The organism is Chromobacterium sp. W521 (assembly GCF_052805975.1).
Genome location: NZ_JBRBAF010000006.1, coordinates 191,946 through 204,150 on the forward strand (window position 1 = coordinate 191,946; position 12,205 = coordinate 204,150).

The window sequence follows — 12,205 nt, forward strand, 5'->3', positions numbered from 1 at the left end:
CGGCTAGCATCACCCCCTGCCAAGGCAGGGGGTTTTTTACGACTGCGAGATGAGCGCGATGGATGAGACGCGTATTGAGTTCAGCGGCGGCAAAGTGTTGCTCTTGATCGTCGCCGGGCTGGCCTTTGTCGTCATCGGCTATTTCATGTGGACCGAGCCCGACCCCGAAGACAGCCTGATCCTGCGTTACGGCTCGGGGGGCGCGGCGATGATTTTCTTTGGCTGTTGCTGCCTGTTTGGACTGCGTCAATGCATGCAGGACAAGCCCGCCCTGATTTTCAACGCGCAGGGTTTGTGGGATCACTCCAGCCTGATCGCAGTAGGCTTGATTCCCTGGTCGGACATTGCCGATTGGGAGGTTTCGGCGGTGCGCGGCCAGCAGTTTTTGATCGTCAAGGTGAGGGCTCCGGGGGCGTATCTGAACAAGCTGGGGCCGGTGGCGCGGCTATTCAGCCGTTTCAATTCAATATGTTACGGCAGCCCGATCGCCATTTCATCCAGCGCCTTGCAAGCGAGCTTTGACGAGGTGCTGGCGCTCTTTGAGCGATACCATCAGCGCTACGGTTCTGCATCCTCCGGTTGGCGCTAGCCGCCGATGTTCACGCCGAGCCTCTGGGCTCGGCGTTTCTCTTGCTGGGCACCCTGATTATTCAGGGCTTGACCGCCATGCCTCGCGCCAGCAGTTTGGCGCTATCGCGGCACCAGTCGTCGATCAGGCTTTCCAGGCTCTCCAATTTGACTGGTTCGCCGCGCTGGCGGCTTTTGTCGCTTTTGCGCAGATTGACGCTGCCGGCCAGCAGTTTGCCGTTATTGGCGTCTTCCAATTGTCCCATGCTGGCCACCTTGGTCAGATAAGGCTCCTTGCCGGCGGCCAGCCGGCCCAGATTGAACACCGCCTTGATCGGCAAGATGTCCAGCGGCTCCACGCCCGGCCGCTCCTGAGCCATGCCGGTGACCGCCACGCGCAGGCGGGCGCTGTCCGGCAACGCTTCGCGGCTGACAGGGATGCCGACCTTATGCAACTCTTTGGTCATCCGTCGCTGAAAATAAGCGGCGATCCGGTTTTCCTCGCCGCTTTGCAGCAGTTGCCAGTCGCCGTCTGGCTGGTGGCGCATGAAATACAGCGGCTCCACCACAATGGATTTGTAAGCGTTCAGCTGAGCGTCCGGCGCACGGTACAGCCGTTGGGAGGCGTCGCGGTCCGAGGCTTTGAACGCGGTCAGCGGCAGGCTGAACAAGGTTTGCGGGTCTGCTGCGTCCTGAGCCATTGCAGGCAGAGCGGCCAGCAATAGCAGGCCGAGCGATAGAGTCTTGCGCATGATGCGTTCCTGTTGGTGTTGAGTGATAGCGCGCCATCCGCCCGCGGCGGCGGATTCGGCGGCAACCGCGGCTAGACCGTCGGCATGACGCCGGCGTTCCCCGGCTTCACAGATATTTGCATTCCGCCATCATCATGCTAGCAGTCCGAGGCGGGAGAGCACGATTTTGATCTTGAGCATTGAATACCACATTAATACCAGTTAGCCTGTGCCCACGGTGGCATGCGGATGACGAATGGGAGGCGCGGCGGTAGGGTTTCCGCCGCGCGGCGCGCCACGCAAATCGCAGAGGTGAGCATGAGGACGAAACAACTATTGGCGGCGGGCCTGTTGTCGGCCAGCGCGCTGGCGTGGGCGCAGCCGGATGTGGCGGCGCTGGCGCGGGACCTGTCTCTGGCTGTAGCGGTGGACAGCAATAAGGGGGCCGCCGCCGGCGCGCCCTGCGTGGAGTTGGGCGCGGACTGGGGCAGCTGTTTTAAAGGGCGGCTGATTCTGCGTAACCACGGCTCGGCCGCGGTGCCGCCCAAGGATTGGACCTTGTATCTGCACAGCATTCGCCGGCTGCTGCGCTTGGACAGCCCGGACTTCGAGCTGAGCCATCTGACCGGCGACCTGTACCGGCTGACCCCCAAGCCCGGCTTCGCCGGCATCGCCGCCGGCGCCAAACTGGAGCTCCCGCTGGTGGCCGAGTACTGGATGTTGCATAACAGCGACGTGCTGCCGCGGCCCTACTTGACGGCGGAAGGCCAGGAGCCGGCGGTGCTGGCGCGCAATGACGATGACGACGCCAGCTATTTGCTGCCGTTGCCGGGTGATGAATGGAAGTCGCCGGCAGGGGAGGCGCGGCCTTTGATGGACGCTGCCGAACGCTACCGCGAGTTTGCGCGCCGCGGTCCGCAACTGGGCGCCGCCGACGTAGCCGCGCGGGTGATTCCCGCCGCGCTGCGCGTCAAGCGGGATGGCGGCAAGGCGGCTGCCGGCGGCCTGAGCTGGCGGCTGCCGGCCTTGCCCGCGGACGCGCGCGCGGCGCTGGCCCAGCGCAGCAGCCAACTGGGCCTGGCCGGTCAGGGCCTGCCGGTCAGCGGCGCGGTGGTCAAGGGTTTGCCGGCAGACATCGCCGTTGCCGGCGGCTACCGCCTGCGAGTGGAGCGCGGCGGCGCGCGCATAGACGCGCATGACGCCGCCGGACTGTTCTACGGCGCGCAGACCTTGCTGGGCCTGATCCCGCAGGGTGGGGGAGAGATCCCGACGCTGACGGTGGAAGACGCGCCGCGTTATGGCCACCGTGGTTTCATGGTGGACGTGGCGCGTAATTTTCGCCAGCCGGCCACGCTTAAGCGCTTGATCGAACAGATGGCCGCCTACAAGCTCAACAAGCTGCATCTGCACCTGTCCGACGACGAAGGCTGGCGCTTGCAGATCAACGGCCTGCCGGAATTGACCGAGGTCGGCGCGCGCCGCTGCCATGATCTGAACGAGGACCACTGCCTGCTGCCGCAACTGGGTTCCGGCCCGGACAACCGTTCCGGCGGCGGCTATTTGAGCCGCGAACAGTATGTGGAATTGCTGTGTTACGCCAAGGCGCGCTTTATCGAGGTGATTCCGGAAATCGACATGCCGGCGCATGCGCGCGCGGCGGTGATGGCGATGGAACGGCGCTACCGACATCTCAGCCAGTTGGGTCAGCCGGAGGCGGCTTCGGCTTACCGGCTGATCGATCCGCAAGACCGCTCCAATACCTTGTCGGTGCAATTCTACGACCGTCACACCTATGTCAACCCCTGCGTGCCCGGCGTGCCGCGCTTTGTCGACAAAGTGGTGTCGGAAGTGGCCGCCATGCACCGCGAAGCCGGCGCGCCGCTCGCCACTTGGCACTTTGGCGGCGACGAGGCCAAGAATATCCTGCTGGGCGGCGGCTTCCAGGACCTGTCCGGCCAGGACCCAGGCAAGGGCAAGATCAAGTTGGCGGAACAGGACAAGCCCTGGGCGCGTTCGCCGGCCTGCCGCGCCTTGCTGGCGGAGCAGCCGGGGAAAACCGTCGCCGATCTGCCCTTGCAGTTTGCCGAAGACGTCAGCCGCATCCTGGCGCGGCATGGGATCGCCACGATGGGGGCCTGGCAGGACGGTTTGAAGGGGGCGAAATCGCCCAAGAACTTCGCCACCTCCAAGGTGATGGTGACCGAGTGGGACACCTTGTTCTGGGGCGCGGCGAAGGAGGCGCACGAGTTCGCCAACAAGGGTTTCCAGACCGTGCTGGCGATGCCGGATTATTTGTACTTCGACTTCCCCTATGAGCTCAACTCCAAGGAGCGCGGCTATTACTGGGCCTCGCGCGCCACGGACAGCTACAAGGTGTTCAGTTTCGCGCCGGATAATCTGCCGCAGAACGCCGAGGTGATGACGGATCGCCAAGGCAAGGCTTTTGAAGTGCCCAGCGAGGCCGCGCCAGCGCGCTTCGCCGGCATTCAGGGCCAAGCCTGGAGCGAGGTGATGCGCAGCGACGCCCAGTTTGAATACATGGCCTATCCGCGGCTGCTGGCATTGGCCGAGCGGGCCTGGCACCGCGCGGGCTGGGAACGGCCTTACCGTCAGGGCGAGCGTTATCAGCTAGGCGTCAGCCATTTGGTGGACCGCACGGCCTTGAACCGGGATTGGCAACAGTTCGCCGCGGTGCTGGGCTGGCGCGAGGCGGCCAAGCTGGAAGGCGCCGGCATCGGCCTGCGCATCGCGCCGCCGGGCCTGGAGAGCGGGTCGGCCGGGGTGTTGACGGAATTCCCCGGCCAGGCGCTGCAGTTCTCGCCAGACGGACGCAACTGGGCGCCGTACCGGCCGGGCCAGGGCGCGGAAGCGTCCTACTGGCGCGGCGTCAGCGGCGATGGCGCGCGCTTTAGCCGGCAGGAGTCGCGAGGCCGCGACTGAGCGCCGATGCGAGCAAGACAAGGACGCCCGGGCTGTTGGCCCGGGCGTTTTTCATTGCGAATAGACGCTCAGGCGTTGATTAAGGCAATGGTGTTGATCTATCTTGCTCATTCCGCTTCAAGCCGGAGGGCGGCGTTTACAGCAGGATTGGACACAGTTGCCCTCTGTAATGGATGTTGTCGGACAAGATTTATTGCGCTGTATCAAGGAATGTATACGGCGGTGTCGCAAACCGGATATGGATTTGCGACGGGCTTACCTTAGAATCATTGAAACTTCATGAAATCGTCGATAAAGCCGGCATCACGACCGGTCCGGCTCGCCGCTTGGGATTTCATGATACGGATAAGAAACGACGATAGAGCAGGAAGGGAACCATCAAGATGAGCAATACTGTAACGCGCGCCGATTTCGACCAAGTCATGGTCCCAAATTACGGCCCGGCCGGTTTCATCCCGGTCAAGGGCCTGGGTTCCCGCGTATGGGACCAGAGCGGCCGCGAATTCATCGATTTCGCCGGCGGCATCGCCGTCAACTCGCTGGGCCATTGCCACCCGCAGCTGGTGGCGGCCTTGACCGAGCAAGCTTCCAAGTTGTGGCACGTGTCCAATGTGTTCACCAACGAGCCGGCCTTGAAGCTGGGCAAGCTGCTGACCGAGACCACCTTCGCCGAGCGCGTGTTCTTCTGCAACTCCGGCGCGGAAGCCAATGAAGCCGCCTTCAAGCTGGCGCGCAAATACGGGTCCGATCACTTCGGCCCGGAAAAGAACCAGATCCTGGCCTGCAAGAACTCCTTCCACGGCCGCACCCTGTTCACCGTCAGCGTGGGCGGCCAGCCCAAGTACACCGAAGGCTTCGGCCCGGTGCCGGGCGGCATCGCCCACTTCGAATACAACGACATCGAATCGCTCAAGGCGGCCATCTCCGACCAGACCTGTGCGGTGGTGATCGAACCCATCCAGGGCGAGGGCGGCGTGATGCCGGCCGACAAGGCTTTCCTGCAAGCCGCGCGCGAGCTGTGCGACCAGCACAATGCGCTCTTGGTGTTCGACGAAGTGCAAAGCGGCGTGGGCCGCACCGGCTCGCTGTTCGCTTACCAGGAATACGGCGTGACCCCGGACATTCTCAGCTCCGCCAAGGGTATTGGCGGCGGCTTCCCGATCGGCGCGATGCTGACTACGGAGAAAGTAGCCAAGAGCTTCGGCATCGGCACCCACGGCTCCACCTACGGCGGCAATCCGCTGGCTTGCGCGGTGGCGCACAAGGTGCTGGAACTGGTCAACGAACCGGCGGTGCTGGACGGCGTGCGCGCCAAGCATCAGCGCTTCGTCGACGGCCTGAACGCGATCAACGCCAAATACCAGGTGTTCAAGACCGTGCGCGGCATGGGCCTGCTGCTGGGCTGCGTACTGACCGACGCTTACGCCGGCCGTGCCAAGGAGTTTCTGAAAGCCGCTGAAAAGCAGGGGCTGATGTTGCTGGTGGCCGGCCTGAGCGTGGTGCGTCTGGCCCCGTCGCTGGTGATCGAGGATAAGGACATCGACGAAGGCCTGGCGCGTTTCGAGGCCGCCATCGCCGAGCTGACCTCCGCTCAATAAGGGCCTCGCGGCACTGATTCCGGGCGGCCGTCGCGGCCGCCCTTGCTCCAGACACAAATACTGTTATCCCCCACGTTCCTGCCCCCGGCTGGCGCGCGGGCGATGCTGCGCCGCGGTCCCGCCGCGGCCTGGCCGGATTTCAGCGATTAGGGGAGATGTCCCATGCTTACCGTGCGTCCTGTCCGCACCTCCGATCTGCCCGCCATCGAACGCATGGCGGTGGCCAGCGGCATCGGAGTCACCAGCTTGCCCAACAACCGGGAAAAGCTGTTCGAACGCATTCAGCAGTCCGTATCCGCCTTCGAACACGAAGCCACCGGCGATTCCGGCTGCGAATACTATATGTTCGTGCTGGAAGAAGGCGGCCAGGTGCTGGGCACCGCGTCGATCAACGCTTCCGCTGGTTTCGACGAGCCCTTCTACAGCTACCGCAGCGAGATCTTCGTGCACGCCTCGCGCGCGCTGAAGGTCAACAACCGCGTGCACGTGCTGAATATGTGCCATGACCTGACCGGCATGGTGCAGCTGTGCGGTTTCTACGTGGACAGCCATCTGGAGCCGCTGGCCGCCGAGCTGCTGTCGCGCGCCCGGCTGCTGTTCATCGCCAGCAAGCGCGAGCGCTTCGGCCGCCGCGTGATCGCGGAGATGCAGGGCATTCACGACGACGCCGGCCAATCGCCGTTCTGGAACGCCATCGGCCGCCGCTTCTTCAATATGGATTTCCTGCAGGTGGAGCAGGCTTTCGTCAGCCACAGCAAGACCTTCATCGCCGAGCTGATGCCCTGCTACCCTATCTATGTGCCGCTGCTGCCGGACGAGGCGCAGCACGCCATCGGCCAAATCCACGCCAGTTTCGAGCGCTCCTGCCAATTGCTGTGCAACGAGGGCTTCGAGGCCGACAACTACATCGATATCTTCGACGGCGGCGCGGTGCTCACCGCCGAAGTGGACCGGCTGAAAACGCTGGAAACCAGCCGTTGTTATCCGGTGGAAGTGCTGGCCAGCCTGCCGGAGCAGGCGCAGCCGCAGCTGTTGAGCAATCTCGAATCCAGCGAATTCGCCGCCGCGGTGTGCCGCGTGGCGGTGGTGGACGGCGTCGCCTTCATCAATCCCGACGCCGCCCGCGCGCTGGGCCTCGCCAGCGGCGGCCAGGTCCAAGTGGCCGGCCTGCAGCAGAAGGAGTCCGTAGCATGATGTTCATCCGCCCCGTAGCCCACAAAGACCTGGATGGCCTGATGAATCTGGCGCGCAGCGCCGGCGTCGGCCTGACCTCCCTGCCGGTCAACGAAGAGCGGCTGTCGCGCCGCATCGCCCGCTCAGTGCTGTCTTTCGCCGGCGAGCTGGACAAGGCCGACCAAGGCTATGTCTTCGTGATGGAAGACGGCGCAACCGGCGCCATCGCCGGCATCTGCGCGCTGGAGGCCGCGGTGGGCCTGAAGGAGCCGTGGTACAACTACCGCGTGGGGACCATCGTCCACGCCTCCGAGGAGTTGGGCGTGTATTCGCGCCACGACACTCTGTTCCTGTCCAACGACCATACCGGTTATTCCGAGCTGTGCACGCTGTTCCTGCACCCGGATTACCGCGCCAACCGCAACGGCGGCCTGTTGTCCAAGAGCCGCTTCCTGTTCTTGGCCCAGTTCCCGCAGCTGTTCGGCAAGCTGGTGGTGGCCGAGATGCGCGGCGTGTCCGACGAAGCCGGCCGCTCGCCGTTCTGGGAAGGCCTGGGCCGTCATTTCTTCTCCATCGACTTCGCTCACGCCGACTATCTGACCGGCGTCGGCCAGAAAGCCTTCGTCGCCGAGCTGATGCCCAAGCACCCGGTCTACATCGACTTCCTGCCGCCGGAGGCGCAGGCGGTGATTGGCCAGACTCACGAAAACACCCGCCCGGCGGTGGCGATGCTGGAGTCCGAAGGCTTCCGCTACGAAGGCTATGTCGACATCTTCGACGCCGGCCCGACGGTGCAGGCCTATACCAGCGAAATCCGCGCGGTGAAGGAAAGCGCGGTGGCCGCGGCGCGGCTGGCGGACCCGCTGCCGGAAGGCGACAAGAACTTCTACCTGGTGTCCAACGACTCGCTGGCCGGCTTCCGCGCCATCCTGGCCGAGACGCTGGCGCCCACCCATGAAATCCTGCTGACGCCGGAACAGGCGCAGGCGCTGAATGTGGAAGAGGGCGGCCATCTGCGTTGCGTCGCGCTCTATCCCAAGGAGAATGCATAGTGAGCAGCTTATTCATCAACGGACAGTGGCAAGAAGGCGCCGGCGCGGCGCTGAGCAAAACCAATCCGGCGGACAATAGCCCGCTGTGGCAGGGGCGCGCCGCCGACGCCGCCCAGGTGGACGCCGCCGTGGCCGCAGGCCGGGCCGCGTTCAAGCACTGGGCGCGCACGCCGCTGGACGCGCGCGTGGCGGTGGCCAAGCGCTTTGGCGAACTCCTGAGCGCCAACAAGGACGCGCTGGCCCGCGTCATCGCCCAGGAAACCGGCAAGCCGTTGTGGGAGGCGCTGACCGAAGTGACCACCATGGCCAACAAGGTGGACATCTCGCTGAAGTCCTATCACGAGCGCACCGGCGAACGCGCCGCCGCCATGGGCGACGCCCAGGCTGTGCTGCGCCACAAGCCGCACGGCGTGGTGGCGGTGTTCGGCCCCTACAACTTTCCCGGTCACCTGCCCAACGGCCATATCGTGCCGGCGCTCTTGGCCGGCAACGCGGTGATTTTCAAGCCGTCCGAACTGACGCCGTGGACGGCGCAGGAAACGGTGCGGCTGTGGGCCGAAGCCGGCTTGCCGGCGGGCGTGATCGCGCTGCTGCAAGGCGCGCGCGATACCGGCGCGGTCCTGGCCGGCCATGCCGGCATCGACGGCCTGTTCTTTACCGGCAGCTCCGCCACCGGCGCGCTGCTGCACAAGAACTTCGCCGGCCATCCGGACAAGATCCTGGCCTTGGAAATGGGCGGAAACAATCCGCTGATCGTGGAAGGCGTTCAGGACATCGACGCCGCCGTCCACCACATCGTCCAGTCCGCCTTCGTCTCCGCCGGCCAGCGCTGCACTTGCGCGCGCCGGCTGCTGGTGCCGCAAGGCGCATGGGGCGACGCGCTGCTGGCGCGGCTGGTGGAGGTGACAGCCAAGCTGCGCGTCGGCAAATACGACGCCGAGCCGGCGCCCTTCATGGGCGCGGTGATCTCCAGCGCTGCCGCCGAGGCGCTGCTGCAAGCCCAGGCCGCGATGCTGGCCGCCGGCGGCAAGGCGTTGCTGGAAATGCGCCGGCTGACGCCGGACGCGGCGCTGCTGAGCCCGGGCATCATCGACACCACCGCCGCCGCGCGTCCGGATGAGGAATACTTCGGCCCGCTGCTGCAAGTGATACGCTACGCCGATTTCGATGAGGCCATCGCCATCGCCAACGACACCCGCTTCGGCCTGGCCGGCGGCGTGTTGTCCGACGAGCGCGCGCTGTACGAGCGCTACCTGCTGGAAAGCCGCGCCGGCGTGGTGAACTGGAACAAGCCCTTGACCGGCGCGTCCAGCGCCGCGCCCTTTGGCGGCGTGGGCGCCTCCGGCAACCATCGCGCCAGCGCCTATTACGCCGCGGATTACTGCGCCTATCCGGTGGCCTCGCTGGAATGCGACAGCCTGGCCGTGCCGGCCCAACTTTCGCCGGGGATCACGCTGTGAACGCCTATGAAGTGAATTTCGACGGTCTGGTGGGCCCGACGCACAATTACAGCGGCCTGTCCTTCGGCAATGTGGCGTCCACCAGCAATGTCAGCGCCGCGTCCAATCCCAAGCTGGCCGCCAAGCAGGGCCTGGCCAAGATGAAGGCTTTGCACGACCTGGGCTTCAAGCAGGGCGTGTTGGCCCCGCACGAGCGTCCGGACGTGGCCAGCCTGCGCCTGCTGGGCTTTGCGGGCAGCGACGCCGAAGTGGTGGCGCGCGCCGCCAAGGAAGCGCCGGCCATCCTGGCCGCGGCCAGCTCGGCCTCCTGCATGTGGACGGCCAACGCCGCCACGGTGAGCCCGTCCGGCGATACCGCCGACGGCCGCGTGCATTTCACCCCGGCCAATTTGAACAATAAATTCCACCGTTCGATCGAGCACCCAACCACCGGCCGGCTGCTGCGGGCGATGTTCGCCGACGAAGCCCGCTTCGCCGTGCATCCGGCGCTGCCGGCGCAGATGCACTTCGGCGACGAGGGCGCGGCCAACCATACCCGCTTCTGCGCCGAGTACGACGGCCCGGGCGTGGAGTTCTTCGTGTTCGGCGCGGCGGCTTTCGACGCCCGCTATCCCAAGCCGGCCAAATTCCCGGCGCGGCAGACTCTGGAAGCCTGCCAGGCGGTGGCGCGGCTGCATGGCCTGAGCGCGGAGCGCGTGGTCTACGCGCAGCAGGACCCGGACACCATAGACGCCGGCGTGTTCCACAACGACGTGATCTCGGTGGGCAACCGCCAGGTGCTGTTCCACCACGAGAAATCCTTCCTCGATCAGCACAAGGTGCTGGCCGAGCTGAGCGCCAAGCTGGCCGCCGCCGGCGGCAGCTTCGTGTCGGTGGAGGTGCCGGCGGCGGAGGTCAGCGTAGAGGAGGCGGTGAAGAGCTATCTGTTCAACAGCCAACTGCTGTCCAAGCCGGACGGCAAAATGATCATCGTGGTGCCGGAGGAGTGCCGCAATCAGCCGCGCGTCTGGGCTTACCTCGGCAAGCTGGTCGCCAGCGGCGGCCCCATTGACGAGGTGAAGGTGTTCGACCTCAAGCAAAGCATGCAGAACGGCGGCGGCCCCGCCTGCCTGCGGCTGCGCGTGGCGCTGTCCGCTGCGGAGATTGCCGCGGTCAACCCCAAGGTGCTGATGAGCGACGCGCTGTTCGCCACGCTCAACGCTTGGGTGGATCGCCACTACCGCGACCGCCTGAGCAGCGATGACTTGGCCGATCCGCAGCTGTTGATCGAAAGCCGCACCGCCTTGGACGAGTTGAGCGGCATTCTGGGTCTGGGCTCGGTGTATCCCTTCCAGCTGGGCTAAGAGCGGCTAACAAAACCCCTGATGCTGCGTTGTCCCGACCTTGCCGTACTCAATGTACTGTCTGCGTCGGCGCGCCTTGCCTCAGCCGTAAAACGGAGTTTTGTTAGCCACTCTAAGAACCTGTTCACGATCTGCTGCGCGTCGTGAAGCGTTGCACGGTGAGTACAAGCTCAAAATGCTCATGTACCACGTGACCATTCCGCTTTTTCGCTCGTTTTCGCCTTGTCTCGCTCTGGCTCGCGAGATTGTGAACAGGCTTTAAGCGGGGGGAAACGTCAAACCGTCACTCCTGCGTCAAAACCACCACCAGCACGCTCTTGATCGCGCCGCTAGAGAGCGTGCTGGGCGTGGCTTTCAAGCGGGCGCGGAAAAAATGGGTAACGGTTTCGCCGTTGATGGCGAATTGGCCCTGACTTAATTTGTACAGGCGGTTCAAATCTACTTTGGCGCCGTCCTGCTTTAGCACCTCAATCGCCACCCCCGTTGCGCAATCCGCACAGCTCTCATTGCCCAAGCTGCCGTCCGCCAGGATGGTGGCGGAGCTAAAACTGAAGTTGCCGTATTGATTGATCACCTCTGCCGCGGTCTGATCTCCGCAGCCGCCTATGCTCACGGTAAAAGGCTTTTCCTGCTGACTGGATTGGATTTGAGCCAGAGTTAGCGTCTTGAAGTCCACCGTAGTGGTCACGCCGGCTAAACTGCACTGGGAGAGGATCAGCGGAGGTGAGTTGGGGTCGACTTGCGGGTTGAAGGACCACACTGTGCTGCTCGTGAAGCCCGGCCAGTAAGAATCTATCACAAAAGAGGGGGAAAGCTTGATGGGATAACGCCCTGGCTTGAGCGAACTCATGGCTTTGGTGCGGATGAACTCCATTGCCCCTGGGACATCAAGCTGTAAGACTTGGCCTGCTTGCACATCGCTAAAACGCCGGAACTCCCCCCAGCCGCTGCACAAAATGGCTCGGCCATCTGTGTCGATGAAGCGCACGCCCACGCCATCCAACCCCGTTCCGCAAACCGTACCAGCCTCCCCGGTGCCAGGGCGTATTTGCAAGGCGAAATTGGCGACAGGTGGGGGAAGCGGGCCTGAGCAAGTGAGGGAGGGGCCTCTGATTTTGGCGCGGCCCAGCACCCCGTTCACTGGCACCGAGGCAAAAGGCCGGATGGATTCCACCTCAACCCAGGTAATATTAGTGCCCAGTGCGTCTTTTAGGTTATGGCACGCATTATTATACGTCTCCCAAGGCCCCGCGTTCACCGAGGACGCCAGCCATAGGTTCAGGCATCCGCACAGCAACAGCGCGGTAGGGCGCATGGCCCCCGCCAGGCGGGGCAAGGCGC

At 64.5% G+C, this 12,205-nt stretch carries 9 protein-coding genes; 7 read left to right on the forward strand and 2 right to left on the reverse strand.

Annotated features, from left to right (window positions below; all coding sequences use genetic code 11):
* Positions 1 to 49 precede the first annotated feature (49 nt).
* A complete protein-coding gene (locus tag ACUXV1_RS11270) occupies positions 50 to 589 on the forward strand; it encodes an STM3941 family protein (RefSeq protein WP_446015428.1) in 540 nt (179 codons plus the stop codon).
* Between the two features lie 61 nt (positions 590 to 650).
* On the opposite strand, the gene ACUXV1_RS11275 is transcribed toward ACUXV1_RS11270, so the two are convergent.
* On the reverse strand, positions 651 to 1,319 hold the full coding sequence (locus ACUXV1_RS11275) for a DUF3313 domain-containing protein (RefSeq protein ID WP_446015429.1): 669 nt from the start codon (positions 1,317 to 1,319) through the stop codon (positions 651 to 653).
* A gap of 297 nt (positions 1,320 to 1,616) precedes the next feature.
* Between ACUXV1_RS11275 and ACUXV1_RS11280 the strand changes: the two genes are divergently transcribed.
* From ACUXV1_RS11280 to astB, 6 genes are all read left to right on the forward strand, one after another.
* Positions 1,617 to 4,238, forward strand: a complete 2,622-nt coding sequence (locus ACUXV1_RS11280; RefSeq protein ID WP_446015430.1) for a family 20 glycosylhydrolase — start codon at positions 1,617 to 1,619, stop codon at positions 4,236 to 4,238.
* 383 nt (positions 4,239 to 4,621) lie between these two features.
* On the forward strand, positions 4,622 to 5,836 hold the full coding sequence (locus tag ACUXV1_RS11285; RefSeq protein WP_043633961.1) for an aspartate aminotransferase family protein: 1,215 nt from the start codon (positions 4,622 to 4,624) through the stop codon (positions 5,834 to 5,836).
* 162 nt (positions 5,837 to 5,998) lie between these two features.
* Positions 5,999 to 7,030, forward strand: coding sequence for an arginine/ornithine succinyltransferase subunit alpha (aruF, locus tag ACUXV1_RS11290; protein ID WP_446015431.1), 1,032 nt, complete (start codon positions 5,999 to 6,001; stop codon positions 7,028 to 7,030).
* Entirely contained in the window at positions 7,027 to 8,061 is a 1,035-nt protein-coding gene (astA, locus tag ACUXV1_RS11295) for an arginine N-succinyltransferase (protein ID WP_043633954.1), read from the forward strand. Before aruF ends, astA begins: the two co-directional genes overlap by 4 nt.
* Positions 8,061 to 9,521, forward strand: a complete 1,461-nt coding sequence (astD, locus tag ACUXV1_RS11300; protein WP_446015432.1) for a succinylglutamate-semialdehyde dehydrogenase — start codon at positions 8,061 to 8,063, stop codon at positions 9,519 to 9,521. The genes astA and astD overlap by 1 nt, the downstream gene beginning before the upstream one ends.
* Complete coding sequence (gene astB, locus ACUXV1_RS11305; RefSeq protein ID WP_081556318.1) at positions 9,518 to 10,864, forward strand: N-succinylarginine dihydrolase; 1,347 nt, start codon at positions 9,518 to 9,520, stop codon at positions 10,862 to 10,864. Before astD ends, astB begins: the two co-directional genes overlap by 4 nt.
* Positions 10,865 to 11,147: 283 nt before the next feature.
* Here the strand turns inward: astB and ACUXV1_RS11310 are convergent, their stop codons facing one another.
* Positions 11,148 to 11,852, reverse strand: a complete 705-nt coding sequence (locus ACUXV1_RS11310; protein ID WP_446015433.1) for a fimbrial protein — start codon at positions 11,850 to 11,852, stop codon at positions 11,148 to 11,150.
* Positions 11,853 to 12,205: the final 353 nt, after the last annotated feature.

Excerpts from the sequence above, each read along its gene's own strand:
- ACUXV1_RS11280 (WP_446015430.1), top strand. The coding sequence starts at position 1,617 with ATGAGGACGAAACAACTATTGGCGGCGGGCCTGTTGTCGGCCAGCGCG.
- aruF (WP_446015431.1), top strand. The coding sequence starts at position 5,999 with ATGCTTACCGTGCGTCCTGTCCGCACCTCCGATCTGCCCGCCATCGAA.
- astA (WP_043633954.1), top strand. The coding sequence starts at position 7,027 with ATGATGTTCATCCGCCCCGTAGCCCACAAAGACCTGGATGGCCTGATG.
- ACUXV1_RS11270 (WP_446015428.1), top strand. The coding sequence starts at position 50 with ATGAGCGCGATGGATGAGACGCGTATTGAGTTCAGCGGCGGCAAAGTG.
- ACUXV1_RS11285 (WP_043633961.1), top strand. The coding sequence starts at position 4,622 with ATGAGCAATACTGTAACGCGCGCCGATTTCGACCAAGTCATGGTCCCA.
- ACUXV1_RS11275 (WP_446015429.1), bottom strand. The coding sequence starts at position 1,319 with ATGCGCAAGACTCTATCGCTCGGCCTGCTATTGCTGGCCGCTCTGCCT.